This window comes from Hyphomonas oceanitis (assembly GCF_036964545.1).
GTDB classification, from domain to species: Bacteria; Pseudomonadota; Alphaproteobacteria; order Caulobacterales; family Hyphomonadaceae; genus Hyphomonas; species Hyphomonas oceanitis.
In genome coordinates, this window is record NZ_JBALTL010000001.1 from 751179 (window position 1) to 777288 (window position 26110).

Below are 26110 nucleotides of genomic sequence, written 5' to 3' on the forward strand. Positions count from 1 at the left end.
TATGCCTTCGGGCAGGGCAAAAGGCCCTGCCCTTCGCCCCCAAAGCCTGATATCGGGCGAGCATGGTTTTTCGTGACTTCATACTGCTTTTCGCCGTCTGCCTCGTCTGGGGCCTCAACATCGTGCTCAGCCGCTGGGTTGTGGCCGATGTCGGCGTGCCGCCGCTTTTCTTCGCAGCCGTGCGCTTTACGGGCGTCGCGCTCTTCCTGATCCCGTTCCTGCGGCCGAAACCGGAAGACCTGAAAACCCTGTTCCTGATCGCCCTCATGATCGGCTCGCTGAACTTCGCCCTCCTCTTCATAGGCCTCACCACAGCCGAAGCCTCGGCGGCCGCCGTCACAGGCCAGCTCGGTGTGCCAATCTCAACCTTGCTCTCCATGGCATTCCTCGGCGAGACAATCGGCTGGCGGCGTGGCCTTGGCATCATGCTCGCCTTTGCGGGCGTCGTGCTGATTGCCTTTGATCCCGGCAGTTTCGGCATCTCCGTTGGCCTGCTCTACATCGTTGCCTCGGCCTTTATCGGCTCGGTGGGCGGCATCCTGATGAAGCGCATGGCACCTGTCACCGGCCTGCAATTGCAGGCTTGGGTCGGCCTCTTCAGCTTCCTGCCGCTCTTCCTCTTTTCCTGGCTCTTCGAGTCGAACCAGATCGGCAGCTATATCGGCGCCGGATGGCCCGTCTGGCTCGCCAGCCTCTTCGCCATTGTCGGCGTCTCAATCTTCGGTCATGGCGCCTTCTATACGCTGCTCAAGAAATATGACGTGTCGATGATCTCGCCGCTGACCCTGATGACCCCGATCTGGGGCGTCATCTTCGGCATCGTTCTACTCAACGAGCCGATCACCGCGCGCCTCATCCTCGGCGCCGCCATTTCGCTCTCCGGGGTGTTCGTGATCGCGGTCCGCCCCAATCGCAGGATGCCCGAAGCCGCTCTCGGCAAGAAAGTCGGGCCGGGAGACAGCTGATGCAGGTGGAACAAGTCCCCAGCCCCAATTTCAACGACCGCAAGCACGCGGTCAACATGCTGGTCCTGCACTATACCGGCATGGAAAGCGGCGAGGCGGCACTCACCCGCATGTGTGATCCCGCCGCCGAAGTCTCGGCCCATTACATGATCTGGGAAGATGGCCGCATTAGCCAGCTCGTGGCGGAAGACAAACGCGCCTGGCATGCCGGTGTCTCTATCTGGCAGGGCGATACCGACCTGAACTCCCGTTCCATCGGCATCGAGATCGTCAATGGCGGCCATGACGTGCCCCTGTCAGACGGCACGCTGCCGCCCTATCCGGACGCGCAGATCGAGGCGGTCATCGCGCTCTGCAAAAACATCCTGTCGCGCCACGACATTCCGGCCAGCCGCGTTGTCGCCCACTCCGACATCGCCCCGGCCCGCAAGACAGATCCCGGCGAGCATTTCCCCTGGGCGCAGCTCGCCGCAGCAGGCATCGGCCTCTGGCCCTCCGCCGCCGCTCTCAGCCTCGACGAGTCCTCACTCATGCCCGGCGATAGCGGCCCCGCCGTCAGCGACCTGCAGAACATGCTTCGGGCAATAGGATATGGCCTGGAGGCCAATGGCACGTATGACGAGGCTACCCGCATCGTAATCAGCGCCTTCCAGCGCCGCTACGTGCCCACCCAGATTACGGGCGCCGCCGATCCGGAAACGCTCGAGCGTCTCGCCCATGTTTATGGCCTGGGCGCCGGCGCGGCCTGAACCTCCAGGTTGTTCAGCACGCTCAGACCGTAATAGCGCCGTCCTCATCGGCCTCGTCTTCCTCGGCAATCAGACCTTCGCGCGGCAGGCGGCTCGCCCATTCCACCGCCAGCGCCGCGCCCAGTAGCAGCGCCGAGACTGACACCGACAACCAGATGAAGCCGAGGATCACCGAAGCCAGCGCCCCATAGAAAGAATCCAGCGCCGAGAATTTCAGGTAGATGTGGAATGCCCATGTCGCCGCCAGCCACGCCAGCGACCCCGCCGCCGCGCCCGCCGCCTTCGCCCGGTTGCCCTTGATCCGCCCGTGCAGCGACAGCGCAATGATCATGTAGAAGATCGCAAAGCACGCGATGCCCTTGCCGAGCCACAGGCGCGAGGCGATATCCGACAGGCCCTGCGCCAGATCGAACGCAATATATCCCTCATTCTCGGTAATGAATGAAGCCATCAGCTGCAGTGCGCCAAGGATCCAGACTGACAGGATGAGCAGGGCCGTCATCAGGATCGACACGCCCTGGAAGCGGATGATCTTGCTCGCCCGTTCACTGCCGGTCACCATGCGAATACCCGTGATTGCGGCCTTTGCCCCGGAACTCGCCGTATAGAAAACGACAATGATCGCCCCCAGCGCCTGCAGGGTCAGCGTCCGTGCGGTCATGCTGCGGATCGTATCGAGGTCCGCCTTCGACAGCGGCGCCACGGCCGAGACCAGCACCTGGTCAATCGTGTCCGACAATTGCCGGCTAAGATCGGCTGGCAGCAGCGTGAACAGCAAAGTCACCGTCAGGTAGACAAGGGGAAAGATCGAGAACAGGGCGTAGAAGCTGATCCCCCCGGTCACGATACGGATTTCGGGCTTCGACAGGCGGACGATGGCGCACCAGAGCGGCATCAGCAGCCAGTGCTTCACCGCCTCCGGCACGGGCAGTCGGTCTATCAGCTTGCGCATTCGGCCTCCGGGAGGATTCGATCAGGCTTTGTGCCGGGCTCAATGTGAACCGATCCGGCCCGTAAGGCCATGCTTGATCCTGACTTGAGCGACAAGCCCGTTTAGTCTATGAAACCGCTTCCACCTCGTATTGCCGCGGCTGCTGACCCGACAATATGAGGAATGAACCATGTCACACCCTGTCTCACGGGCAGCACGGCGCGTGCTTGCCCGCAAGTATGGCGACCGCAAGGTCGAGCCTACCCATCGCGGATTCGCCGAGAAAAACTGGAAACTCATCTATTTACGCCATAACAAGCTGCACCGCGCGCGCCAGCTCGGCAAGATCTGGCCGCATAGGGAGTGGGAGAAGCTGATGGCCGATATCGAGCCCGTGAAAGTCCTGTTCGTCTGCAGCCGCAACCAGTGGCGCAGCCCGACCGGGGAAGCCGTCTTCGCGCGCGTCGATGGCGTGTCGGCTCGGTCGGCCGGTACCGCCAGCAATGCCCGCCGGAAAATCTCCGTGGCCGACATCCGCTGGGCTGACCTGATCCTGGTCATGGAAGACAAGCACAAGTCCCGCCTGCAGGCCGAGTTCCGGCAGGAAGTCGCCTACAAGCCCGTGCACGTCCTCGATATCCCGGACGACTATAAATACATGGATGCAGAGCTGGTCGAGTTGATCCGCGCCAAGACCGAGCCCCTGATCTTTGATCGGGAGTGACCGCCCGGCGGGACTCGAACTCCGACGCATTACCCGCTATATGCCCCACAATGACCAGACGGCCGGGCAATCGCTGGTGGTGGGGTAACCTGCCATTGGAGGAAAGTCCGGGCTCCAGGGAGACAAGGCGGCGGATAACTTCCGCCCGGCGCGAGCCGAGGGAAAGTGCCACAGAGAGCAGACCGCCTGCCGCTTCGGTGGCAGGTAAGGGTGAAAGGGTGGGGTAAGAGCCCACCGCGGGCCTGGTAACAGGACTGGCAAGGTAAACCCCGCCTGGAGCAAGACCAAGTAGGGGGCGCATATGGGATGTCTTCAGCCCGCGCCCCGGGTGTGTCGCGAGAGGTAGGCTGTGAGGCCTGTCGCAGAGGAATGGTTGCCGAACCGATGTCCCGAGAGGGCGCGGGGAACAGAACCCGGCTTACAGGCCGTCTGGTCATATATTATCGGGGATTAAGGTCTTCAGGCCCCCTTCCCCGCATACCTGTCCGTTGCGCGGATCAGCTGGTCGAGGATGCCCGGTTCGGAATAGGCATGGCCCGCGCCTTCGATCAGGTGGAAGTCTGCCTTCGGCCAGGCCTTGTGCAGCGCCCATGCAAAACGCGCCGGGCAAGGCATGTCATAGCGGCCATGAACGATCGTTCCCGGAATATCCTTCAGCCTGCCCGCATCGCGCAGCAGCTGGCCCTCGTCCAGCCATCCGCCATGCGTGAAATAATGGTTCTCGATCCGCGCGAAGGCGAGCGCAAACGCATCCTCGCCAAACACGTCGCTGGTCGAGGGTTCCGGCAACAGCGTGATCGTCTGGCCTTCCCACTGGCTCCACGCCAGCGCGGCCTCGATCTGCACCGCCCGGTCATCGCCCGTCAGGCGCTTGCGATAGGCGGCCATCATGTTGCCACGCTCGGCCTCGGGAATCGGCGCGAGGAAGCGCTCCCACTTGTCGGGAAACATCTCCGACACGCCGAACTGGTAGTACCAGTCCATCTCCGCCTTGGTCAGCAGGTAGACACCCCGCAGCACCAGCTCGCTCACGCGGCTGGGGTGTGTCTCGGCATAGGCAAGCGCCAGCGTCGAGCCCCACGAGCCGCCGAACACCTGCCACGTCTCAACGCCCATCATTTCGCGTAGCCGCTCAATATCCGCCACCAGGTGCCAGGTCGTGTTAGCCTCCAGCGAGGCGTGCGGCGTGGACTTCCCACACCCGCGCTGGTCAAACAGCATCACGTCATAAAGCGACGGATCGAACAGGCGCCTATGGCTGCCGGAAAACCCGCCGCCCGGCCCGCCATGCAGGAACACGGCAGGCTTCGCGCCTTTCGTGCCCGAGCGCTCCCAATAGATCACATGCCCGTCGCCAACATCGAGATGGCCGGACGCATAGGGTTCGATTTCGGGATAGAATGTGCGCAGGTCCGGCATGAATGGGGCGCCTTAAAGATCAAGGTGGAAGAACTGGTTGAAGTCGCTCTTCTCATAGTCCCCAAATGCCGCGCCCTCAACGAAGCCATTACGACGATAGAGCGTCAGCGCCGGATCAAACGCCGGCCCGCTCCCCGTCTCGAGGCTGAGAAGATGATAGCCCCTCCCCCGCGCTTCGCTGATGATGTGCGCCAGCAGCCGCGCCGCGACGCCCTTGCGCACATGCGCCTCATAGGTCCTCATCGATTTGATCTCGCCTGTGCCGTCGCCCAGCGCCTTCAGCGCGCCCATGCCGAGCAGCGTCTCGCCATCCCAGGCCGTGTAGAGGCTGATCTCCGGCGCCTTGAGGCCGGACAGGTCCAGCGCGAACACATTGCCCGAAGGCGAGTTGGCGTGCATGCCTGCAAGATGCACGCGCAACAGGTCCAGCACCCGCGCATCCTCGAAATCACCGGCCCGAATGTCCATTCTGCAAAGCTTACACGCCGGGGCGCATCTCCGCGATGAACGCATCGGCATCTGCAATGGAGCGCTCCATGTCGGCAATCAGGCTCTCGACATTGGTTTCCAGCCCCGCCGTCTCCGGCTCCAGCGCCGCAATCGCGCGCGCATTCAAATTGTGCTTCAGGTAGAGCACGCGGTCGTGAAACATCACCAGAACCGGGTCCATTGAAGCGGCAGCCGCATCCATCTTCATCACCAACGTGTCATAGCGCGCTTCGGTTTCGGCCAGTTGCTGCGCTGCCTTCTGGCGCAGGCCCGGGTCGGAATATTCGCTCAGCTCGCCATTCCATTCCTTGAACAGGTCACGGGCCACCGATTTGACGTCCTTGATCCGCGAGCGCACCTTGTCTGCCTTGTCGACAGACCGGTCATAGGATTTCGACAGGCTGTCATAGCTCGCTTCCAGCGCGCCCGGCTCGACATAGACCACGGTCCGGAAGGCCTCGAGCGCATTGGCAAACTCGGTCTTGGCCGCTTCCTGACTGCGCGCGGTTTCAGAGACGCGCTGCACAAGGAGGTCGCGCTTCTCATAGCCGATCTTTTCCATCGCGCCATAATAGGTGGACGCACAGCCTGCGAGCGTCGTTGTGGCCAGAAGCGCGCCAATCAGGCCCGCACGAAGAATCGTTTTCATGGTCGAATCCCCTCCAATTGGCCTTTACTTGCCGTGATCCGGACGATGGGTCCAGACTTTACGGGCCAAAGCGGCGCGAAGCTTTCATGAACCCGCCGTAATCTGAGCGCATTTGGTGTATGATGTGAGTCGAATGGACGCACTGGCCCGCCTCCCCGTCGCCCTTTTCCGCCGGATCGATGCCGATCCCCGGCACTGGCAGATACTTGCCCTCGCCGGCCTATTCCTCTTCTCCTACAGCACAAGCAGCTTCGGCGCCGAGCCCTCTGCACTGATCTTCGCCTTCTCCGGCGCCATGCTCGCCCAAGGCCTCGGCACGGCGGGCCTGAACCTGCGCGCCGGGCGCCCCCTGCTTCACGGTTTCGAAGCAAAGTCTGCCCTGATCACCATGATCGGCGTCACGGTTCTCCTGCGCGCCGCCGCACCCTGGATCTGGTTCGCCGCAGCATTCACCGGCATCTCGCTGAAATTCCTTGTGCGCATCAAGGGCAAGCACGTGTTCAATCCGGGCTGCATCGGCATCGTCATGATGATGCTTGTGCTCGGACGCGATGCCTGGGTCTCGCCCGGCCAGTGGGGCCAGATGCCCCTCATTGCCGGCTACGCGCTCGCCCTCGCTGCCCTCACCCTCTCCAGCGCCAAACGGCTCGACATTGCCCTCGGCTTCCTCTTCACCTTCGCCGCAATCCTCTTTGCCCGCGCCGCATGGCTGGGCGACCCCGTGGCCATCCCGCTGCACCAGCTCTCGTCCGGCTCGCTGCTGATCTTCGCCTTCTTCATGATCACCGACCCTCGCTCGACACCGGACAGCCGCGCCGGCCGCATCCTGTTCGCCATGGCCGTCGCGGCGCTCGCCGCCTGGTTCATCATTGGCCCGAACCAACGGGGCGCACCGCTCATGGCGCTCGCAGCCCTCGGCCTGCTGACGCCGCTACTCGACCGCGCCCTGCCCGCCCACCGGTTCGAATGGCCGCACGGCACACCTGCACCTGACCGAATTGGGCCCATTTTCACGCTATCACCACTGAAAACTTGGGGGACGAAGGAGACATGACAAGATGAAATTGAAGCACCTGATCGCCAGCCTCGCGCTGCCGCTCGCAAGCCTGGCCTTTACTGCGCCCGCCAGCGCCTTTTGCGGCTTCTATGTCGCCAAGGCCGACACGGACCTCTTCAACGACGCGTCCAAGGTCGTCCTCGCCCGTGACGGCGACCGCACCGTCATCACAATGGCCTCGGACTTCCGCGGTGACGTCTCGGAATTCGCCATGGTCGTGCCGGTTGTTTCCATTCCCGAACGCGAGCAAATCAATGTCGCGAACCCGGCGCTCGTCGATCATCTCGACGCCTATACAGCCCCGCGTCTCGTCGAATATTATGACGAGAACCCGTGCGAACTGGAAAAGCGCTACCGGGAGATGCAGGAAACCGCCGCCATGTCGGCGCCGCCTGCGCCCATGGCCGTCGATGATGCCGCAGACCTCGGCGTTACCATCGAGGCTGAATACGAGGTCGGCGAATATGACATCCTCATCCTCTCGGCCGAAGAATCCGATGGCCTGATCAAATGGCTGAACCAGAACGGCTACAAGATCCCGGACGGCGCCGAGGAAACCGTCGGCGCCTATCTCAAGCGCGGCATGAAATTCTTCGTCGCCAAGGTCAGCCTCGAACGCCATGACGGCTCGGCCATGCTGCGACCCATCCAGGTCGCATATGAAGATGAGGACTTCATGCTCCCCATCCGCCTCGGCACGGTCAATGCCGAAGGCAAGCAGGAACTCTTCGTCTTCGCCCTCACCAGCAAGGGCCGCGTCGAGACCAGCAACTACCGAACGGTGAAACTGCCCTCCGACATGGATGTCCCGATCTACGTAAAGGATGAATTCGCAGACTTCTACAAAGCCATGTTTTCCCATCAGGTAGAAAAACAGGACGGCAAGGCGGTCTTCATGGAATATGCATGGGACATGTCCTGGTGCGATCCCTGCGCCGCAGAACCGCTGCGTCCCTCGGAACTTCGGGAACTTGGCGTGATGTGGCTTGATGACGCACCTGAGGGCCCCACACCCCGCGGAATGGCCCCTTCCCCGGTCGATGTTTTCGTCACGCGCCTGCACCTGCGCTATGACGCGAAGACCTTTCCGGAAGACCTCACATTCGAAATTACAGGCGACCGGGAGAACTATCAGGGACGTTATGTCCTGCGCCATCCCTGGCGTGGTGACTACACATCGTGCAGCGCTGCCAGTGAATACGCCAGTTCACTGGTGGAACGCTGGGATGCCGAAGCCGTGGCCTTGGCAAAACTCACAGGATGGGATGTGAATGATATTCGCGACAAGATGGCCGATGGGGGATATTCCGCAGCGGCAGTCAAAGGCGTAGATTTAGAGAAGCCCGTCGAGAAGAAATCATGGTGGAGCCGCCTCTGGGGTAATGGCTAAACTGCAATAAATATTGTAGGTTGCGCCGGTGGGGAAAACCCGTATGAATGCGCTGCGAATGCTTCTTAATTGCGAGAAGCACACTTTCTACCTTTGAGGAAATGCCAATGCCGCGTCCGGTGGGTGCACGGAACCATGACTTCAAGGAGAAACGGGCGGCCTTGGTCGATGCCCTGACCAACTTCGCGCTAGAGGCGGACCTGCGCCGTCCGTCACTGCGCCAGTTCGCGATTGCCGCCGACGCGTCAGAGCCCACCTTGCGGCACTATTTCGATGACCGCGCAGGCGTCGTCGTTGCCATCCTCGAAAATATCGGCCAGCGGGGCACGCCGATCTGGAATACGATTTCCGTTCCGGCTGAAAGCCCGATGGAGGCCGTTGAACAATATTACCGCGTCGCCGACGCCGGCATGCGCTTCGCAAACTTCACCCGCGCCCACGCTTTCGGCCTGATCGAAGGCATCGCCGACGAGACGGCCGGCAAGGCCTATCTCAAGAACATGCTGGAACCCGCGCTGACCTCCATCATGGACAAGCTGCGCGGCTCGCCCGGTTCGCCCCAGAGCGTGAATGCCCTGCGTGCCGCCGCCTTGGCCATCATGTCCCCGTTGCTGATCATGTCGATCCACCAGGGCCTGCTGGGCGGCGATACCGAGGCCCCGATCGACGCGGAAGCCACAATCGGCTTCCTGCAATCATGGCTGGGCACCGCCCTTTCCGCCTGAACAGGCTCAGCCCATGGCTGTGGCAACCGCGCTGATTTCGTCATCCAGGGTGGCCCAGGAACAGACGAACCGATGGCTGCCATCCGGCCAGGGATAGAATTTCGCGCCTGCGGCCGTCAGCGTCTCCGCCAGCCCTTCAGGCAGGCGCGCGAACACTTCATTGCCGCCCGGCTTGGTCACCAGATGCACACCCGGCTGCGCCATCAGCGTCGCCGCCAGTTTCAGCGCCGCCTTGTTGGCCCGCGCGGCGAGGTCAAGCCACAGGCCGCCATCCAGCATCGCCTCGGCCTGCGCCGCCAGGTAGCGCATCTTCGGCGGCATATGCCCGGAGCGCTTGGCCCGCGCCTTCAGCTCGCCCCACGTCTCGCGCGCCTTGCCGAACAGCATGATGATCTCGCAGCCCATGGCGCCTGTTTTGGTCAGGCCGAAAGTCAGCACATCGACGCCCGCTTTCCAGCTCATCTCCGCCGGGCTCGCCCCCGTCGCGGCCAGCGCATTGCCAAGCCGCGCGCCATCAAGGTGAACCACAAGGCCTGCCGCGTGCGCTTTCCCGGCGAGATCGCTGATCTCGGCGACGCTATAGGCCGTGCCGCTTTCGGTCAGGTTGGTCAGCGACAGAACATGCGCCGGCGTCTGGTGTACGAAACCATGATCGATCTGCGCCAGCGCTGCCGCCAGCGTCTCCGCACCGATCTTTCCGCCCGTCCCGGGCAGCAGCTGCAACTTGCCGCCACCGGAAAAGAATTCCGGCGCGCCACGTTCGTCAATCGCGATATGCGCGGCGTCATGGCAAAGCACCGCGCCAATTGACGGGCAGAAGCATGACAGGGCCAGCGCATTGGAAGCGGTGCCGGACGCAGTCATCCAGAAATCGAAATCCTCGGTCTCGAACAGGTCGGCCAATTGCCCGCGCAGCCGCGCCGTCACGCTGTCGCCGCCATAGCTTGCCTCATTGCCCGTATTCACGCGGGCGAGCGCCGCCAGGACATTGGGATGGGCGGGGGCGGACGTGTCGGATGAAAAGTTCATTATACCTCAGATCTGTGTATCGGGCGTCTGCCACATCAGGTGCTGGCCGCCATCGGCCGCAATCATCTGGCCAGTCACGCTGGTGGCTGAAATCAGGTAGCGCAGCGCCCGCACGATCTCGTCGGGGCTGGAGCCTTCCTGCGTCAGCGTCGCCTGCTTCTCCGCTTCAAACTCCGCTTCGCTCTGGTGCACACTTTTCAGCGTCGGCCCCGGAGCAATGCCGTTCACCCGCACATGCGGCGCCAGCGCCTGCGCCAGCGTCTGCGTCGCCTGCCACAGCGCCGCCTTCGACAAGGTATAGGTGAAGAATTGCGGGGTCAGCTTCCACACCCGCTGGTCGATCAGGTTGACCACGAGGCCCTTCTCGCCGGATGCAAGACCCGCCGCCATCTGCTGCGCCAGGTGCACCGGCGCCCGCAAATTCGTGTCCATGTGGCTGTCCCAGTCAGCGCGCGTATGGCGCGCCGCGCTGTCATCGGTGAAGACGGAGGCGGAATTGACCAGCAGGCTCACCCGCTGACCGAGTTCAGCCCCTGCCCGCGCGACCAGATCGGAGACTTGGCCCTCGTCTGCAAGATCAGCCTGAACCAGCGTCGCCCGTCCGCCCGCCGCCTTGATCGCCTCATGCGTTTCCCGCGCGCCATCCTTCGAAGACCGGTAATGAATGGCAACCGCCCAGCCATCCTGCCCCAGCGCTTCGGCCATGGCCCTGCCCACGCGCGCACCGGCGCCCGTCACAAGGGCAACGCCGGGCCTCATGCGCCTGCCGGCTGGAACAGGCCAAGAATGTTGAACCCGTTGATCAGCCCGTAAATGTAGATCACGTAGATCAGCAGCAGCAGGATCCCGACAAGCCGCCCGACCTTGGCCTTTGTCAGTATCAGCAGCGCGATGATCATCGCCGCAAGGCCCATGGCCCAGTGGTCATACTGCCGGAATGTCGGCGCCACATCGAGCGGTCCGAAGAAGGAAATGATCCCGCCCGCGCCCAGAATGTTGAACACGTTCGAGCCGAGAATGTTGCCGATCGCCACATCGCCGCGCTTGCGCAGCGCGGCCGCAACGCTAGCGCCGATCTCCGGCATCGACGTGCCAATGGCCAGCAGCGTCAGGCCGATCCATTCCTGCGGCACGCCATAGAATTCAGCCATGCCGACACCGCCGGCGATGATCAGCTGCGCGCCAAGGATCAGCCCGGCAATGCCCAGCGGGATATATGCGAGCGCCCGCCACAGGGCCATGTGTGGATCATCATCCACAGTCACGCCCGGATCGATCCCGGCGGCCACTGCCTTGCGCGCCGAGATCAGCGTAAAACCGCAATAGCCGAGCAGGATGAGGATGAAGAAGAAGCCGATCCCGGCCGTCAGGGGCATGATCGCCGTCAGGCCGATCCACAGCGCAGTCGCCAGCAGCATCGCGCCAAGCGCCCGGCCCTCGCCCTTCCCGCCCGCAAAGAAGGGCGAGATCAGCGCCGGAAAGCCCAGCACAAGACAGACATTGGCAATGTTGGAGCCGACAATATTGCCGAGTGCAAGGCCCGGCTGTCCGCCCATGGCAGCGTCGAGCGATACGACCATTTCAGGCGCGGACGTACCGAACCCGACAATGAAAATACCGGCAATGAGCGGCGAGACACCAAACCTTCGTGCCACCGCCACCGCACCATTGACCAGGAAATCCCCGGCAAAGGCCATGATGGCGAGCCCCCCCAGAAGGGCGGCAATCAGCGTCAGGTCCGGCATGCTGCCTGAGCGTCCCTAGTCGAGACGCTTGAATTCGATGAGGTTCAGGATGCCGAACACGAGCACGATCGTGCCGATGGCAATCAGTGAGGGATGGATCATTGCACCGTCTCGCTTTTGTCTGTTTTTGCAGCTGTTATCACTAGTTGCCCCGTCCTTACAGCGCGTTGCCCCCCTTGGCGAGCCTCATTCGACACCAAAACCGCCCGATTCCGCGGCGTCACGACGAAATCAACGCGTCTCCTTCGACTTCCCGTCCGGGCGGCGCTAGGCTCGCAAATCAGCTCCCGGAGACCCTCCATTGGCAACGCTTCGCACCCGCCTTTTTCACACCTATGCGCGCCTGCGCCGCCCGATGACGCTGGGCGTGCGCGCGGCGGTCGAGAATGAAGCGGGCCGCGTCTTCCTCGTGCGTCACACCTATGTGAAGGGCTGGTACATGCCCGGCGGCGGCGTGGAGCGTGGCGAACCGGCCATTGAGGCCTTGTCCCGTGAACTGGTCGAGGAGGCCGGCGTCAAGCTGACCGGCCTTCCCCAGCTGGTCGGCTTCTATTCAAACCACCACGTCTTCAGGAATGATCATGTCCTGCTTTACCGCGTCCCCCATGACAGCTGGGCCGAAACACCGGCCACGTCCTTCGGCGAAATTGCTGAAACCATATGGGTCGATCCGCTTGATCCCCCTGAGGGCGCAACACCCGGCACCGTCAAACGTCTCGCTGAAATCTATGGCAACGAGGCCACCAGCCCCTATTGGGCAGGCCCGGGGTCCTAAGCCCCGGCGAACGCCAGCAGGGCCGGCACGCACAGGAACAGCAGCGCGGCCAGGATGAAGGCGAGGAATTTGATCTCGGGGGCGACGCGCTTTTTCATACGTCAAGAATTTGCCCGCGATTGAGGCCGATCACGGGCAGAATACCGACCGTGTTGCGAATTCTCCGCCTCATTCCCGCCTTGGGTCTTAACGCGACATTAGGAAAATTCACCGAGGGTTAGAACGTGATCTGGATGCTTCTCCATCCTTTCGCGCAAAAGACCCCTCGCGGCCCCGGTTCTTCCCCTTGCCGGCGCGCCGCACCGCATAAGAACGCCGGCCCACGTCCACGCGGGGTCGGCGTTTTGCATTCCGGCAGGCCTAGCGACGCGTCGCGCGGATATAGCGCCAGCCCGTCATCAGCGACAGCGCTGCCGCAACCCACAGCAAGCCCACCAGCATGAAAGAACCGATCACGAAGACGAGCGGCGTTTCCCCGCTGGCATCAGCCGCCATGTCGGCGGGCGCAAAGGCCAGCGGCAACATCAGCCCGATAATGGCTGCCATCTCGAACCCGGTCTTCCACTTTGCGAGGTTGGAGGGATCCACAACCGCCTTCCCGGCTGGCGTCGTGCGCAGCCAGGTCATGAACACGTCCCGCCCGATAATGGCTGCCGCTGGCAGGTAGATCAGCCAGGTCTTCAGCACCATGGCGAGGCCCAGCAACGCCGCGCCCACCAGCAGCTTGTCCGCAATCGGGTCCAGCCAGACACCAAACCGGCTTTGCGCCTTCAGCTTGCGGGCAAGGTAGCCGTCAAGGAAGTCGGTCAAAGCGCCTGATAGAAAGCCCAGCAAAGCGAACTGATACCAGAGCTGCTGCATCACCGTATGCCGCAACAGGTCTTCCGGCGGCATGTCCGGTGTCACCGCGCCGGCGGCCACGCCCGCCAGCTCGGCGTTCCATATTCCCCATATGACGAGACCCGCAAACACACAGCGGGCAATCGTCAACGCATTCGGTAGCCATTTGAAATCCATGACCACTGCATTGCCAGCGCTAGGCATGCGGGGCAATGGCTCACGGCACCTGACGGGTAAATGGCTGCGCGTCGGGCGTATTCAGCGCCACCTCCGGCAGCACGATCTCGCTGACCTTGCCGCCGGCCCGGTCAATCGCGAATATCGTGCGTCCCTCGCGCGGCGCGAATGAAAAGGCCTGCCCGCCAACGCCCAGCTTGATCGTCGCCACATGGATCATGGTCGGCCCCATGCCCGGGCGCGCCAGCACATACATTTCCGGCAGGTCGTGCCCCAGCACATAAAGCAACCCGTCCGGCCCGATGGCCCCGCCCGAAGCCGCATGCGGCGCCATACGCTGGATCACGCCCTCAGGGAACAGCCAGCCCCCGGTGCGACGCCAGTCCGTGTCGAAGGTCACGACGCTGGAATAGGTGCTGTCCTTGAACGGCACGCCGCCATTGCCGGAATAGTGCGCGAAGCCTGCAATGCGCCCGTCATCAATGTCATCGAACCAGGTCAGAGAGCCTTCATCCATCATGCCCAGCGAATGCGTGGCAGCATGTGTCATGCTGGCGGTATCGAACACTTCGATTGAGGAGCCCATCGGCACCAGCGAATAATTCGAGTTCGCACACCAGAGTTTCGCGTCCCGCGCATAGCAGGAATTCATGTGCCGGATCAGGCCCTTGTGCGGCGCCGTAAAGCGCGCCACCAGTTGGCCCGTGTCGCGCCGGTACTTGCCGATGATCGTATTGTCGAGCGCGTAGAAAAAGTCGCTGTCCACCGCCACACCCTGATCGGCCTCCGGCGCGTCGTAAATGCGAACGGTCTTTGCTTCCAGCTGCGCAACCGGCGGAGCGACATAATCCGGCACGGACGCGAGGTCGACAATCGGCGTGGCCACGGGCGCATTCGCCACTTCGGCACTCGCACAGGCCGACAGGATCAGCGCGCCTGCCACACTAAGGCCCACGGCCCGGAACGGATGTCTCATGTCAAACCCCTTGAATGCGAGAGCGCCAGCCCCCTCGAAGGGGCTGGCATCCGATTGCTAAAACAGGCCCGACCTAAAAGCCGTAGCTGAAGCCCAGATACACGGTCGACCCGACATATTCGTATTCCGTGATCCGTGTCTCGTCGCGGCCCTGGAACTCCGTGGTCGGCTCATTGTTCAGGTTCACGCCCTCAATGAACACTTTGAGATTGTCACGCAGCTCGTATGACAGACGCGCGTCCCAGCGGCCGAACTCACCCTGGTCAAGGTCATTGTCCGGATTGTTCAGGTCAACGTCGGTCAGGAAGCTGTCATTGTAGGCATAGCTGACCGAGGCATCGAACCCATGGTTCTGGTAGAAGGCGGAGAAAGCATAGGTCTGTTCGGCCTGGTTCACCAGCGGCAGCGTCTCGCCGTTCACCTTGGTCTCGCCATCGAGGAATGTGGCACTCGCCGACACGCCGAACCCGGCCAGCGCTTCCGGCAGGAAGTTGTCGAACTGCGTCTGTGCGATCAGCTCGATCCCCTTCAGCGTGCTCGTCCCGGCATTTACCGTTGTCGACACGTTGAGACTTTGCGTGATGTCTGCCGGGTCAACCGCTCCGGTCAGGCCGCGGCGTTCCAGCTCCGCCACGATATCGGCCTGCGTCGTAAACTGTTCCGACAAGCCGACGAGATCATCCGAAATATCCTTGTAGAAGATCGCCGCCGATAGCAGCGTCAGCTCGTTCGGATACCATTCGACGGATGCGTCATAGTTCCATGACACGCGTGCCTCGAGATCGGGATTGCCGATCGACAGGTTCGCGACACCAGCCTCTTCACTATAGGACGAGCGCGGTGCAATCGCATCATAGTCCGGCCGTCCAAGCGCCCGCGTCACCGACCCGCGAAGTTTTAGCGAATCGGTCACATCCCAGTTCGCCAGCACGTCCGGAAGGATGGTGACATAGTCGCCGCCATCGGACACGCGCGCCGCTGCATCGCCGTCCAGGAGGTAACCGGACGAGTCTACATCGGTCGCCTCGACGCGCACACCGGCGATCAGCTGGACCGGCCCCACCTGGCGCACACCCATGACGTAACCGGCAAGTACGGTTTCGGTGATGTCATAGTCCGACGCAAACTCGCTGATGAACGTGTCATCGTTATTGAAGCTGAAATAGGCGGCGTTTGCGGGGTCTGCGAGGAAGGCGTTCATCGCCTCGTAATCCATGAAGATGTTCGGCGCACACATGATTTCGTTGCAGTTGGTGAAGGCGCCATTGGTGAAGGCGCTCGACGTGCCGAGGGTCAGCCCGGCGCCGGCATCGTCATAGCGGTCGACACTGTAATCCCATGAGCGCTCGACCTGCCGGGCCTTCACGCCCGCCTTGAACCAGGTATCGGAATCCCAGTCCCAGCGCACGTCGAACTGGCCCGAGAACGCATCCTCGTCCATGTGACTGTCCTGAAAGCGCGCGCGGCGGAAGTCGATCAGCGACGGGTCCTGACGGTCCGGCGTGCCCACATCCGGCGTGATGACGACAATGCCGTCGCCGTTCAGGGTCCACGTGTTCGGCCCGAAATTCTTGCCCGAGCGCCATTCCCAGAACGAATAATCTTCATCGATCTTGTTCTGGTTCATCTGCACTTCGTAATTGAAGGTCAGCGCCTCGAAGACATTCTCGCCACCGGCTGCCAGCGAGAAGATCTCCTTCGTCGTCTCCTCGTTGCGGATATTGATGGCAATCCGGTTCGCGCCGGACGTGCCGGACGTCGGCGTCTCGAACACGACGTCTGTGTCGAAGTTCTGCTCATAGCGGTTGCGGTGCTGGAACTCGTCCCAGGTCGCATAGAAGGCGCGGGCGAAATACTTGGTATTGTCGTCCGGGCGCAGTTCCAGTGCAGCGTTCAGGTTCAGCCGCTCGCGGCCGATGACATAATAGTTGTTCTTGACGTTGACCGGCGCAGCGCCGCCCACAGACCCCGTGCCCGCGTCCGGGGCATTCACAGCCCAGTCGTCGGCATAATAGCCGGGCGCGATATATTCACGGTCGGTCCACGATCCGGCCAGCAGCCAGCCGAAGGTGCCCGCCTTGTTCTGCCCCGCAATCGTGCCGTCCAGCGCGTAGGGGTTCTCGCCGCCATAGGCGCGGTCATCGGGCTCGATTTCCTCGAAGCCGTATCGGCCGGTCGCATAGCCCCACAGCGTCTCGTCCTTGTCGAAAGGCGACTTGGTGTCGACATTGACCGTGCCGCCGATGCCTTGGCCATCAAGATCCGGTGTCAGCGCCTTGATCACCTGCACCGAGCCGAGCACGCCGCCAGCGATAATGTCGAGCGGCGCATTGCGCCCGCCGCCTTCGGTCTCTGGCGAGCCGAGGCTGCCGCCATTGATCGTCACATTGTTCAGCGACGGATTGATGCCACGGATCTGCACGTAACGGCCTTCACCCTTCTCCACCAGCATCGACACGCCAGCAATCCGGTTGAGGCTTTCGCCCACGTTCTTGTCAGGCAGCTGGCCAAGTTCATCGACGCCGAGCGCATCGATGACAGACAGCGCGTCGCGCTTTTCCGCGATGCCCTTCTGGCGGGAAAGCTGGCTGCCCTGAACGATGACTGTGTCGAGCACGCGATCATCTTCGACGGGCTGTTCCTGTGCGGCGACATGGCCCGCAAGAATGGAAAGGCTCGCGCCGAGCAGGATTATGGAACGGAATGACATGAAGTTGACCCTTGGAAAATTGACCCTCGGGGCGATCCGTTAACGGCGCTTCATGACACTCGCGTAATACTCGTGTGAACTGTTTTAGACAGAATCCACCCCTGTCCCGCAGGGGTTGCTAGCCTGCGGAGACACGGCGTCCGTCCGGTAGAAAGAGACCGTCAGCCCAGCATTTCAAACACAAGGAAGATCGCAGCAGACAGGCCGCCCGCGGCTGGAACCGTAATCACCCAGGCAGCAATGATCGTCATGAAATGATGTCGCCGCACGAGACGGCGATAGCGCGGCTGATCTCCGCCAACCGGTTCGTCGCGGTCCGGGTTGCGCGGGTTGCGGGCGATATATTCGCGCCGGCGCCTGGAATTAGCCGTGTACCATTCGCGGAAGAAGCCGACGCCGAACACTGCGCCCACCGCGATATGCGTCGAGCTGACCGGCAGGCCAAGCGCCGAAGCCACGATCACCGTGATCGCCGCCGACAGCGCCACACAGAAGGCCCGCATCGGGTTCAGCTTGGTAATCTGGTCGCCCACCATGCGGATCAGTTTCGGCCCGAACATGATCAGCCCGAACGAAATGCCCAATGCGCCAATCGCCATCACCCAGAGCGGAATGCCGACCTTGGCCGCCACCGCGCCGGACTGCGCCGTCGACACGATCGCCGCCAGCGGCCCGATCGCATTCGCCACGTCATTGGCCCCGTGCGCGAAGGACAGCAGCGCCGCCGAGAAGATCAGCGGCAGCTTGAACAATTCGCGCAGCGACTTGTTACGGTTTTCCATGCCGCGCGACTGGCGCTTGATCAGCGGGCTCGACACGAGCCAGGTCAGCACGGCCATCCCAAGACCAATCAGGCTGGCCTGCGGGAGCGTAATCTCGATCAGGTGCTTCAGGCCCTTCGTCGCCAGATAGGTCGAGAACGCCCCTGCCATCACCGCCACCAGAAGCGGCACCCAACGGCGCGCCGCTGCGATCTTGTCGTCCTGATAGATGATCGCCGTCTTGATGAAGGCGAGGAAGCCCGCCGCAATGATGCCGCCGAGAAGCGGCGAGATCACCCAGCTTGCCGCAATCTGCCCCATCGTCGGCCAGTTCACGGCTGCGATGCCCGCCGCCGCGATCCCTGCCCCGGCCACGCCGCCGACAATAGAGTGCGTCGTCGACACCGGCGCGCCGAACACGGTCGCGATATTGATCCACAGCGCCGCTGCGATCAAAGCCGACATCATGAGCAGGATGAACGTGTTCGCATCCGACAGGCCGGCCGGGTCGATAATCCCCTTCGATACGGTGCCGACCACATCGCCCCCGGCAATTAGCGCGCCCGCGCTTTCGCAGATCGCCGCAATCGCCAGGGCGCCCATCATCGAAAGCGCTTTAGACCCCACAGCCGGGCCGACATTGTTGGCCACGTCATTGGCGCCGATATTCAGTGCCATATAGGCACCGATCGCGGCAGCCATGACGATGATCAACGAGCCCGGCGTGTCATGGATAATGCTGCTGACCACCAGCGCGCAGAGCGCGATGAAGACCAGCGCAAGGCCCGGCATCAAAAGCGAACGTGAGACCGAGTGTGAGGCCTGCTCGATCTGCCCGACCTTTGAAAGGTCCTTGTCGAGGGTCGGCTTCATTCCGCTGGATTGGGGCATGTTGGCTCTTGTTTCCGTCTTGCTTGGCCGCGCGGTAGCACGCCTTGCAGGCCGGATACAGGATTCGCGTTCAGATTTCAGGTCGAATTTACGGGACTGTGGCCTCAGCCCTCAGGGCGCAAACCGCGTCAGCAGCGTGCTCAGCTCCGGACAGTCCACTCTCGCCGCCGCCTCGCCGGGCGAGAACCAGCCCAGCTCACGCTGACCTGCTTCCGGGAATTGGTTCAGATGTTCGCTTACTTCCAGCGCATAGACGGTCGCCTCGCACTCCATCACCGTTCCGGCGCCAATCCGCTTCTCGTAATGGAAGCTGCCCACAGGGTTGGCATCGACCGCGCCGCGCACACCGGCTTCCTCATAGGCTTCGACCGCCGCCATCTCCGCATCCGGCTTGCTCTCTTTCGGCCAGCCCTTCGGCAGCATCCACTGGCCGCGCCCACGCGTCGTCACCAGCAGCACTTCATGGCCCTCACCGGCCCGCCGCCAGCATAGCGCAGCCACCTGCTGGGCCACAGGCGGCCGCAGCCACGACCCTGTCACCAGGGCAGCCAATTCACGCTTCAGACTGAACTCAGTAGGTTTCATGACACTAATGTGACGGTATTTGCTTCAACCTGCAATGGCGCACATGCAAAAGCGCCGTCACGCCCTCCGGCATGCCTATACACCGACTATTATTAAGAATCCCTGCTGAATCAGGGAGCAAGCATCAGCGCGGTGCGTCGGCATCCATCTCCGCGACGGAAATCGCGTGGATCCGCCAGCCGCCGTCAACATTGCGATAGATCAAGTCGAACCTGATCGCACTCGGCCGGTATTCGAAGGCGCCCCGCAGGCGCAAATCGCCAGATGAATCCAGGCCCGGTTCAAGATAATAGGTCGGCGTGATCAGGATCGCCCGGCCGACATCCACGCGCCGGTTGCGCAGCGGTGCGAACGCGCCCGCCAGGGCTTTCGGACTATTGGCTTTCTGGAACTCGGTTGAGCCCAGCTGCTGCAGCACATCGTAATTGCCGGTGCGGTTGGCATTGTCGAGCGTCACCATGGTCGACCAGACAAGCCGCGCGAGGCCCGTCTCGTCCGGCACGGTATCCGCGCGCGCCACCGACGCGCCTGCGGTCAGGATTACCGCAGCAAACAGGCACAAGGCCCGCAAAACCACGCCCCGCCAAAAGGCAGGGCGTGGTACCTGGAGGGAACGCAAGGTGGACACAAAATCCCCTTACCAGGCAGCCGAGAAGCCGACACGTCCGCCCGTGCCGCCATTATTCATGCCCGAGGCAACACCGGCATCAATCTGCCAGGCATCGTTCAGGCGGTAGCCCGCCGAGGCGCCAATCGCGCTCTCGCTGTCATAGAAGCCGTAGCCGCCATTGATCGCGAACTTCTTGCCAACCGGCACATAGGCCGTGTCGAGCGCGAAGGCCGCGGCAATGCCAGCCCGGTTATCCTGAATGTCCTGCTGGTTACGCGAGATCAGGTTGGCATTCGCGCTGAGACCGGACGACAGCGAATAGTCCGCTGCGATATTGCCGTTCTGGTCCGTCGTGACGAAGCCAACCGGGCCAGACTGCGCTGCCGTGCTCGCTGCCGAGTTCACACCGGCCAGCGTGTACGTATTGTCAGCCGTGCCCAGCGCAACCTGATTGGCCCGCGTGGTCGTGGCGCCATTGCCGATCGCCACCGAGTTGGCAAAGCCTGCGCTCGCCTGGTTGCCGAGGGCAGTCGCAAAATCAGCCGAAGCGTTCGCGGCTTCACCGATTGCTGTTGAGCGTACGCCCGATGCGCTGGCCAGGTGGCCAAAGGCATGCGCGCGTTCTGCGGTCGCCGATGACTGCCAGCCAAAGGCCGTGGCCGCCGTGCCATTGGCTGTCGCTTCACCGCCTACTGCGGTTGAAGAATTGCCGTTGGCAACGGTCGTCGTGCCGATGGCGACCGCGTCAATGCCGGTTGCCGATGCCAGGTTGCCCTGCGCGATGCTCTCAAGGCCATCTGCAACGGCCCCTTCACCGACCGCGAGTGACCGGATGCCATTCGCCTTGGCGAGATGGCCAAAGGCCTGTGCTCGTTCGGCTGTTGCACCAGACTGCCAGCCAAAGGCCGTTGCGCCAGGCCCGGTCGCAACCGACTCGCCGCCGACTGCTGTCGTGGAGTTGCCATTGGCCGTGGCCGTCGTGCCGATGGCGACCGCGTCAATGCCGGTTGCCGACGCCAAATTGCCCTGCGCGATGCTCTCGAGGCCGTCTGCAACGGCCCCTTCACCAACGGCCAGCGAGCGGATGCCGTTCGCCTTGGCCAGATGACCCAATGCCTGCGCGCGCTCTGCATTGGCGCCAGACTGCCAGCCGATCGCGGTCGCGCCGGGTCCGGTGGCAACCGACTCGCCACCCACAGCGGTCGTCGAGTTGCCATTGGCTGTGGCCGTCGTACCGATGGCGACCGCGTCAATGCCGGTTGCCGACGCCAGATTACCTTGGGCGATGCTCTCGAGGCCATCTGCAACGGCCCCTTCACCAACGGCCAGCGAGCGGATGCCGTTCGCCTTGGCGAGGTGGCCAAAAGCCTGCGCGCGCTCTGCATTGGCGCCGGATTGCCAGCCGATTGCCGTCGCGCCGGGGCCGGTCGCAACCGACTCGCCGCCGACAGCGGTCGTCGAGTTGCCCGTCGCGGTCGCATCCGTGCCGACGGCCATCGCGTCAACGCCCGTCGCCGCCGCGTTCACGCCGCACTCCAGCGCGGTTGCCTCCCCGGCATTGGCATTACAGTCAGGTGTCGCATCGGCAAAAGCTGGCAGCGAAGGCACCAGGAAAGCGCCCAGCACCATGGCCGTCAGCAGGCCGCTCGATTTCATCAGATTATGTTTTCTCATCACCCGTTTCCCATTCCATAGACGCAGGGCGGAATGCCCGGCCGCTCTCCTCGCCATAAAATATAGCGTGTACAATAATTTACGGATGACGTTGGAAACTGGATCAGTGCGATTGAAAGATTTTGTTAAATATTTCGCTATCTGCAGCAGATACTGCAGATATCAGGTATAAACACGGGAAATTCGTGGCTTTGGCCTGCGGTCCCCGGCAAGCGGGACTGGGAGTGAGACCAGTCCCGCCGCCCCCGCAAGAGCTCACCGGACCGTAAGGGGGCGGTCCGGGAGCCCCATCAGTGACTGTGCGCCGCGCCAGCCGGTGTCGCAGGCCGATAGGCCCCCGCATCCGTTGTGAACTCGGCATGGCCATAGCGCGCCAGCAGTTTTCGTATCTTCCCCGTCAGCCGGCGGTCTGCGAGGCCCTTGAGGCCAGGCGTCGCCAGCGCCAGCTTGTAGGCCGCCATCTTCAGGGCGATCCCGGTGCCCATGACGGCTGCAACCGCATAATCGAGATTACTCACCGGCACGCCCATATCGGCGGCCGCCTTGCGGTCCCCGCCCAGGAATTGCTGGATGAACACGATCCGCGAAAACCGCTTTTCGATGGCATCAAACACGCGGCTGCCGAAGGATCTGTCCGGCGGCATATAGGCCGCCAGCGTCGCCCGCACGAGCGCCCCGCAGGTCGCATCGTCAAACCCGTCGCGGATCGAACCGCCCCGCGCATTCATGATGTCGATAATCCCCTGTGGCGTATCCATCAGCAGGTCTTCCGGCAGGCCCAGCAGGTAGCAGCGATAGCGGCTGAACTCGACCCGCGCGCGCTCTTCGGCCGTAAATTCGGTGCGCCCGTCGGCCACCATCTGGTAGGCCAGCAGGAACACGTCGATCAGGCCGGCCGGCATCTGGTCCACTTGCGGGATCGGGATACCATAGACGGACACATCCCAGCCCTTCACGCGCCGCAGCACATTGAACCGCACCATCGAGTGCATCAGGCGCACCATCGCGGCGGCCTTGAAGCCCTCGCCATGCGGCTCCATCGCGCCCGGCAGGGTCGTCACGGTAAAGAAGGTCGCCGTCTCGTTGACACGCCGCGCCGCCGTCGTGCCGCTCAGTGTCCCGGTCAGCGCCATCGGCAGCGCCGTATACTTGTTCAGGAAGGTCGCAAGGAATGATCCGCGGATCATCCACGGCGCCGCCACGGCCATCGGCAACCTGTTCAGCCGCGCGCCCTCGCGCACCAGCTCCATGTTCAGCCAGTCCGGCCTGGTCTCCATCTCGGCGATCAGCGCAACCAGTTCCGGCGGCGCATCCGGCACCGCCTCGATGCCTTTGTCACAGGCGGTCTGCAGCATGTCGACCAGCTTCTTGAAGCCATATTCGCCCATCAGCGCGGCATAGGCATCGGCCGTCACATCGCCCAGCATCGTATAGGCGCGCACACGGTCCACCATGTCGGCAGGCGGCGTCGGAAACTTGTCCGCATAGGAGGCAATCGAACTGACGGAGACATCTTCGGTATAGCGCTCGGGCAGGACGGAGAAATCGACATCGCCATACATGGCGGGTAAGGTGGCCCCCTGCTGGGCGATGCGCGCATGGATTGACGCTGTAACATCAGACATGTTTCGACCCCTCTGACTGCTCCATTGGCAGGATGATCTATATTTGTGAGTAATACTCACGTTTTCTACTCGCATCAGTTGATACGGGGCGCAGAGGGCAGAGGGAAAATATAAGTGACTGAAAAATCGAGAAGAAATCCGAAGCAGGCCCGCGCCCAAGCGACAGTTAATGCCATTCTCGAGGCGACGTTTCACATTCTTGAAACTGATGGCCTCAGCAAGCTCACCACAAACCATATCGCCGAGCGCGCAGGCGTCAGCATTGGTACGCTCTACCAGTATTTCAGTGACCGGGATGCGATACTGGCCGCACTGGGCCAGCGCCAATCCGATGGCATCGGGGAGCGCATACACGAAATCATGCATGACCCGTCCGAGCCCGACGGCATACGCAAGGTCGTCCGCGCATTGATGCACGGCGTACAGGGATCGGCTGAAACCCGTATCGTGCTCAGCGATGCCCTGTTCCGCGTCCACGGTGAAGCGGCCATTATCGACCAATCCAAAGCTTTCAGCGACATCATGCAAGCTCACCCGGAGCTGAGCTTTATCAACCGGCCCGAGTCAGCTTTCATCCTCACCCATGCCGTGGTCTGCCTCCTGCGCGCAGCGATTGCCGAGTCCGGCCTCGGTCTTCGGTCAGACGCCTTGGAAGACGAACTCGTGCTGCTTATGGAAAGCTACCTCATGGCGCTTGCTCTGCGCGCGCAAAATCAGCCAAAGGAATAGGTCTCAGCCGCTATGGAAATGCCCATAGATGCGCTCGGCCAGCGCCTCGTTGACGCCTTCGACCGCCATCAGGTCCGCCACTTTCGCCCGTGACACCCCGCGCGCCGAGCCGAAATACTGCAACAGCGCCTTCTTGCGCGCCGGGCCGATGCCCTCGATCTCGTCCAGCGGCGAGCGCGCAATATCCGCCGACCGCTTCGCCCTGTGCGCGCCAATCGCCCAGCGGTGCGCCTCATCGCGCAGCCGCTGCAGGTAATAGAGCACCGGTGCCGTCTCCGGCAGTTTGAACGGCGCCCTACCCGGCCGGAAAAACTGCTCGCGCCCTGCATTGCGGTCAACGCCCTTGGCAATCGACACAAGGTTCACGTCATCCGGGCCAAGTCCCAGCCCGGCCAGTGCCTCCAGCACGGCATTCAGCTGCCCAAGCCCGCCATCGATCAGCACAAGGTCCGGCCAGTTGCGCTCATTGCCAACCGCCTTCTCCTTCAGGCCGCGGGCAAAACGCCGCCGCATCACTTCGCGCATCATGCCATAGTCATCGCCCGGTTCGATGTCCGTGTCCTTGATATTGAACTTGCGATAAGCGGTCTTCATGAACCCGTCCGGCCCGGCCACAACCATGCCGCCCACGGCGTTCGTGCCCTGAATGTGCGAGTTATCGTAAATCTCGATCCGCTGGGGCAGCGTCTCCAGCTCGAACAGTTTCTGCACCTCGTCCAGCAGCCGCGCCTGGCTCGCGGTCTCGGCCAGCTTGCGTGTCACCGCCTCGGTCGCATTGCGCTCGGCCTGCGCCACCAGATCACGCTTCGAGCCGCGCTCCGGCCGGCGGATCTCGATTTTCCGGTCCACTTTCAGTTCCAGCGCCTCTCCGATCAGGCTTGCCTGGTCCGGCATCTCGTTGACCAGGATCAGTTTCGGCGGCGGGCGCTTGTCATAGAACTGCACCAGGAAAGCCGCGAGCACTTCTTCCCTGGTCTCCTCGCCATCATGACGCGGATAGTGCGCCGTCGCACCCCAGTTCTGCCCGGCCCGGATGAAGAAGACCTGCACGCATGACACGCCGCCATCCATCGCGATCGCGAATATATCCGCCTCTTCCAGCCCGTCCGGGTTCACGTCCTGCGTCGCGCGCACATGTGCCAGCGCCCGGATACGGTCGCGCAGGCGCGCGGCCTGTTCGAACTCCATCGCCTCGGCGGCCACGTCCATCTCTTCGGCCAGCCGTTTTTGCAGGTCAGCCCCCTTCCCGCGCAGGAAATCCGCGGCCTCATCGGCCAGCTCGGTATAATCCTCTTTCGAAATCAGCCCCACACAGGGCGCCGAACAGCGCTTGATCTGGTGCAGCATGCAGGGCCGCGTGCGAGCATTGAACACGCTGTCCTCGCAGGTGCGCAGCAGGAAGGCCTTCTGAAGCGTATCCAAAGTCTGCATCACCGCCCCGGCGCTCGCGAACGGCCCGAAATAGTCGCCCTCATTGTGCTTGGTGCCGCGATACTTCTTGATTTGCGGCGCCTCATGGTTCCGCCGGATCAGGATATAGGGAAACGACTTGTCATCGCGCAGCAGCACGTTGAAACGCGGCTTCAGGCTCTTGATCAGGCTCGCTTCCAGCAGCAGCGCCTCGGTCTCGCTCTCGGTCACGACGAATTCCATCCGCCGCGTCAGCAGGATCATCCGCGCGATCCGCTGCGTATGCCCGCCAAGCCGCGCATAGTTGGACACGCGCGCCTTCAGGTCGCGCGCCTTGCCCACATACAGCACCTCGCCGCCATCGCCGAACATGCGATAGACGCCGGGGCGCCCGGGCAGCCGTTTCAGATTGTCCTTGATGACGTCGACGCCGCGAAGCGTGGTTGCGTCATTCTCCTGCGATTCCATGGCTCCC

The 26110-nt window shown here is 62.7% G+C and carries 24 protein-coding genes and 1 other RNA gene; 9 read left to right on the forward strand and 16 right to left on the reverse strand.

Annotated features, from left to right (window positions below):
• Window positions 1–62 precede the first annotated feature (62 nt).
• Both V7651_RS03755 and V7651_RS03760 read left to right on the forward strand, forming a co-directional pair.
• Window positions 63–965 (forward strand): DMT family transporter, encoded by a 903-nt coding sequence (locus tag V7651_RS03755; RefSeq protein WP_335612229.1) that lies wholly within the window; start codon window positions 63–65, stop codon window positions 963–965.
• The gene (locus V7651_RS03760; RefSeq protein WP_335612230.1) at window positions 965–1714 is read left to right on the forward strand and encodes an N-acetylmuramoyl-L-alanine amidase; all 750 of its coding nucleotides are present in this window, start codon (window positions 965–967) and stop codon (window positions 1712–1714) included. The genes V7651_RS03755 and V7651_RS03760 overlap by 1 nt, the downstream gene beginning before the upstream one ends.
• A 22-nt stretch (window positions 1715–1736) precedes the next feature.
• On the opposite strand, the gene V7651_RS03765 is transcribed toward V7651_RS03760, so the two are convergent.
• A complete protein-coding gene (locus V7651_RS03765) occupies window positions 1737–2666 on the reverse strand; it encodes a YhjD/YihY/BrkB family envelope integrity protein (protein ID WP_335612231.1) in 930 nt (309 codons plus the stop codon).
• A 169-nt stretch (window positions 2667–2835) separates the two neighbouring features.
• Between V7651_RS03765 and V7651_RS03770 the strand changes: the two genes are divergently transcribed.
• Both V7651_RS03770 and rnpB read left to right on the forward strand, forming a co-directional pair.
• Window positions 2836–3369 carry a low molecular weight protein tyrosine phosphatase family protein gene (locus V7651_RS03770; protein WP_335612232.1) on the forward strand — a complete coding sequence of 178 codons (534 nt, stop codon included), beginning with the start codon at window positions 2836–2838 and terminating at the stop codon, window positions 3367–3369.
• Between the two features lie 54 nt (window positions 3370–3423).
• Window positions 3424–3806, forward strand: an RNA gene (gene rnpB / locus V7651_RS03775) — RNase P RNA component class A.
• Between the two features lie 22 nt (window positions 3807–3828).
• Here the strand turns inward: rnpB and pip are convergent.
• From pip to V7651_RS03790, 3 genes are read right to left on the reverse strand one after another with little or no spacing between them, the layout of a single operon-like run.
• Complete coding sequence (gene pip / locus V7651_RS03780; protein WP_335612233.1) at window positions 3829–4788, reverse strand: prolyl aminopeptidase; 960 nt, start codon at window positions 4786–4788, stop codon at window positions 3829–3831.
• Between the two features lie 12 nt (window positions 4789–4800).
• Window positions 4801–5256, reverse strand: a complete 456-nt coding sequence (locus tag V7651_RS03785; RefSeq protein WP_335612234.1) for a GNAT family N-acetyltransferase — start codon at window positions 5254–5256, stop codon at window positions 4801–4803.
• Window positions 5257–5266: 10 nt separating this feature from the next.
• Window positions 5267–5926, reverse strand: a complete 660-nt coding sequence (locus V7651_RS03790; protein WP_335612235.1) for a DUF2959 domain-containing protein — start codon at window positions 5924–5926, stop codon at window positions 5267–5269.
• A gap of 133 nt (window positions 5927–6059) precedes the next feature.
• Between V7651_RS03790 and V7651_RS03795 the strand changes: the two genes are divergently transcribed.
• From V7651_RS03795 to V7651_RS03805, 3 genes are all read left to right on the forward strand, one after another.
• On the forward strand, window positions 6060–6980 hold the full coding sequence (locus V7651_RS03795) for an RnfABCDGE type electron transport complex subunit D (RefSeq protein WP_335612236.1): 921 nt from the start codon (window positions 6060–6062) through the stop codon (window positions 6978–6980).
• Between the two features lie 4 nt (window positions 6981–6984).
• Window positions 6985–8373: a DUF2330 domain-containing protein gene (locus V7651_RS03800; protein ID WP_335612237.1), complete on the forward strand. Its 1389-nt coding sequence runs from the start codon at window positions 6985–6987 to the stop codon at window positions 8371–8373.
• Window positions 8374–8480: 107 nt separating this feature from the next.
• The gene (locus V7651_RS03805) at window positions 8481–9098 is read left to right on the forward strand and encodes a TetR/AcrR family transcriptional regulator (RefSeq protein WP_335612238.1); all 618 of its coding nucleotides are present in this window, start codon (window positions 8481–8483) and stop codon (window positions 9096–9098) included.
• A gap of 6 nt (window positions 9099–9104) precedes the next feature.
• Here the strand turns inward: V7651_RS03805 and V7651_RS03810 are convergent, their stop codons facing one another.
• The 3 genes from V7651_RS03810 to V7651_RS03820 are packed head-to-tail and all read right to left on the reverse strand — an operon-like array spanning window position 9105 to window position 11872.
• Entirely contained in the window at window positions 9105–10127 is a 1023-nt protein-coding gene (locus tag V7651_RS03810) for a threonine aldolase family protein (RefSeq protein WP_335612239.1), read from the reverse strand.
• Window positions 10128–10133: 6 nt separating this feature from the next.
• On the reverse strand, window positions 10134–10886 hold the full coding sequence (locus V7651_RS03815; protein ID WP_335612240.1) for an SDR family oxidoreductase: 753 nt from the start codon (window positions 10884–10886) through the stop codon (window positions 10134–10136).
• Window positions 10883–11872 (reverse strand): calcium/sodium antiporter, encoded by a 990-nt coding sequence (locus V7651_RS03820; RefSeq protein WP_335612241.1) that lies wholly within the window; start codon window positions 11870–11872, stop codon window positions 10883–10885. Before V7651_RS03820 ends, V7651_RS03815 begins: the two co-directional genes overlap by 4 nt.
• A 301-nt stretch (window positions 11873–12173) precedes the next feature.
• On the opposite strand from V7651_RS03820, the gene V7651_RS03825 reads away from it, so the two are divergent.
• Window positions 12174–12647 carry an NUDIX domain-containing protein gene (locus V7651_RS03825; RefSeq protein WP_335612242.1) on the forward strand — a complete coding sequence of 158 codons (474 nt, stop codon included), beginning with the start codon at window positions 12174–12176 and terminating at the stop codon, window positions 12645–12647.
• A gap of 360 nt (window positions 12648–13007) precedes the next feature.
• Here the strand turns inward: V7651_RS03825 and V7651_RS03830 are convergent, their stop codons facing one another.
• The 8 genes from V7651_RS03830 to V7651_RS03865 form a co-directional block, all read right to left on the reverse strand.
• The gene (locus tag V7651_RS03830) at window positions 13008–13691 is read right to left on the reverse strand and encodes a CDP-alcohol phosphatidyltransferase family protein (protein WP_335612243.1); all 684 of its coding nucleotides are present in this window, start codon (window positions 13689–13691) and stop codon (window positions 13008–13010) included.
• Window positions 13692–13704: 13 nt separating this feature from the next.
• Entirely contained in the window at window positions 13705–14640 is a 936-nt protein-coding gene (locus tag V7651_RS03835) for a hypothetical protein (RefSeq protein ID WP_335612244.1), read from the reverse strand.
• Window positions 14641–14713: 73 nt separating this feature from the next.
• The gene (locus V7651_RS03840; RefSeq protein WP_335612245.1) at window positions 14714–17350 is read right to left on the reverse strand and encodes a TonB-dependent receptor; all 2637 of its coding nucleotides are present in this window, start codon (window positions 17348–17350) and stop codon (window positions 14714–14716) included.
• A gap of 161 nt (window positions 17351–17511) precedes the next feature.
• Window positions 17512–19002 carry an inorganic phosphate transporter gene (locus tag V7651_RS03845; RefSeq protein ID WP_335612246.1) on the reverse strand — a complete coding sequence of 497 codons (1491 nt, stop codon included), beginning with the start codon at window positions 19000–19002 and terminating at the stop codon, window positions 17512–17514.
• A 111-nt stretch (window positions 19003–19113) separates the two neighbouring features.
• Window positions 19114–19587 (reverse strand): NUDIX hydrolase, encoded by a 474-nt coding sequence (locus tag V7651_RS03850; protein WP_335612247.1) that lies wholly within the window; start codon window positions 19585–19587, stop codon window positions 19114–19116.
• Window positions 19588–19711: 124 nt separating this feature from the next.
• On the reverse strand, window positions 19712–20149 hold the full coding sequence (locus V7651_RS03855; protein WP_335612248.1) for a hypothetical protein: 438 nt from the start codon (window positions 20147–20149) through the stop codon (window positions 19712–19714).
• Between the two features lie 75 nt (window positions 20150–20224).
• Entirely contained in the window at window positions 20225–21871 is a 1647-nt protein-coding gene (locus V7651_RS03860) for a YadA-like family protein (RefSeq protein ID WP_335612249.1), read from the reverse strand.
• A 290-nt stretch (window positions 21872–22161) separates the two neighbouring features.
• On the reverse strand, window positions 22162–23496 hold the full coding sequence (locus V7651_RS03865) for an oxygenase MpaB family protein (RefSeq protein ID WP_335612250.1): 1335 nt from the start codon (window positions 23494–23496) through the stop codon (window positions 22162–22164).
• 114 nt (window positions 23497–23610) lie between these two features.
• Here V7651_RS03865 and V7651_RS03870 point away from each other — a divergent pair, with 114 nt between their 5' ends.
• The gene (locus tag V7651_RS03870) at window positions 23611–24225 is read left to right on the forward strand and encodes a TetR/AcrR family transcriptional regulator (RefSeq protein ID WP_335612251.1); all 615 of its coding nucleotides are present in this window, start codon (window positions 23611–23613) and stop codon (window positions 24223–24225) included.
• Window positions 24226–24228: 3 nt separating this feature from the next.
• Here the strand turns inward: V7651_RS03870 and uvrC are convergent, their stop codons facing one another.
• Window positions 24229–26103 carry an excinuclease ABC subunit UvrC gene (uvrC, locus tag V7651_RS03875; protein ID WP_335612252.1) on the reverse strand — a complete coding sequence of 625 codons (1875 nt, stop codon included), beginning with the start codon at window positions 26101–26103 and terminating at the stop codon, window positions 24229–24231.
• Between the last annotated feature and the right edge of the window lie 7 nt (window positions 26104–26110).

Excerpts from the sequence above, each read along its gene's own strand:
- V7651_RS03755 (WP_335612229.1), top strand. The coding sequence starts at position 63 with ATGGTTTTTCGTGACTTCATACTGCTTTTCGCCGTCTGCCTCGTCTGG.
- V7651_RS03760 (WP_335612230.1), top strand. The coding sequence starts at position 965 with ATGCAGGTGGAACAAGTCCCCAGCCCCAATTTCAACGACCGCAAGCAC.
- V7651_RS03765 (WP_335612231.1), bottom strand. The coding sequence starts at position 2,666 with ATGCGCAAGCTGATAGACCGACTGCCCGTGCCGGAGGCGGTGAAGCAC.
- V7651_RS03770 (WP_335612232.1), top strand. The coding sequence starts at position 2,836 with ATGTCACACCCTGTCTCACGGGCAGCACGGCGCGTGCTTGCCCGCAAG.
- pip (WP_335612233.1), bottom strand. The coding sequence starts at position 4,788 with ATGCCGGACCTGCGCACATTCTATCCCGAAATCGAACCCTATGCGTCC.
- V7651_RS03785 (WP_335612234.1), bottom strand. The coding sequence starts at position 5,256 with ATGGACATTCGGGCCGGTGATTTCGAGGATGCGCGGGTGCTGGACCTG.
- V7651_RS03790 (WP_335612235.1), bottom strand. The coding sequence starts at position 5,926 with ATGAAAACGATTCTTCGTGCGGGCCTGATTGGCGCGCTTCTGGCCACA.
- V7651_RS03795 (WP_335612236.1), top strand. The coding sequence starts at position 6,060 with ATGGACGCACTGGCCCGCCTCCCCGTCGCCCTTTTCCGCCGGATCGAT.
- V7651_RS03800 (WP_335612237.1), top strand. The coding sequence starts at position 6,985 with ATGAAATTGAAGCACCTGATCGCCAGCCTCGCGCTGCCGCTCGCAAGC.
- V7651_RS03805 (WP_335612238.1), top strand. The coding sequence starts at position 8,481 with ATGCCGCGTCCGGTGGGTGCACGGAACCATGACTTCAAGGAGAAACGG.
- V7651_RS03810 (WP_335612239.1), bottom strand. The coding sequence starts at position 10,127 with ATGAACTTTTCATCCGACACGTCCGCCCCCGCCCATCCCAATGTCCTG.
- V7651_RS03815 (WP_335612240.1), bottom strand. The coding sequence starts at position 10,886 with ATGAGGCCCGGCGTTGCCCTTGTGACGGGCGCCGGTGCGCGCGTGGGC.
- V7651_RS03820 (WP_335612241.1), bottom strand. The coding sequence starts at position 11,872 with ATGCCGGACCTGACGCTGATTGCCGCCCTTCTGGGGGGGCTCGCCATC.
- V7651_RS03830 (WP_335612243.1), bottom strand. The coding sequence starts at position 13,691 with ATGCCTAGCGCTGGCAATGCAGTGGTCATGGATTTCAAATGGCTACCG.
- V7651_RS03835 (WP_335612244.1), bottom strand. The coding sequence starts at position 14,640 with ATGAGACATCCGTTCCGGGCCGTGGGCCTTAGTGTGGCAGGCGCGCTG.
- V7651_RS03840 (WP_335612245.1), bottom strand. The coding sequence starts at position 17,350 with ATGTCATTCCGTTCCATAATCCTGCTCGGCGCGAGCCTTTCCATTCTT.
- V7651_RS03845 (WP_335612246.1), bottom strand. The coding sequence starts at position 19,002 with ATGCCCCAATCCAGCGGAATGAAGCCGACCCTCGACAAGGACCTTTCA.
- V7651_RS03850 (WP_335612247.1), bottom strand. The coding sequence starts at position 19,587 with ATGAAACCTACTGAGTTCAGTCTGAAGCGTGAATTGGCTGCCCTGGTG.
- V7651_RS03860 (WP_335612249.1), bottom strand. The coding sequence starts at position 21,871 with ATGAGAAAACATAATCTGATGAAATCGAGCGGCCTGCTGACGGCCATG.
- V7651_RS03865 (WP_335612250.1), bottom strand. The coding sequence starts at position 23,496 with ATGTCTGATGTTACAGCGTCAATCCATGCGCGCATCGCCCAGCAGGGG.
- uvrC (WP_335612252.1), bottom strand. The coding sequence starts at position 26,103 with ATGGAATCGCAGGAGAATGACGCAACCACGCTTCGCGGCGTCGACGTC.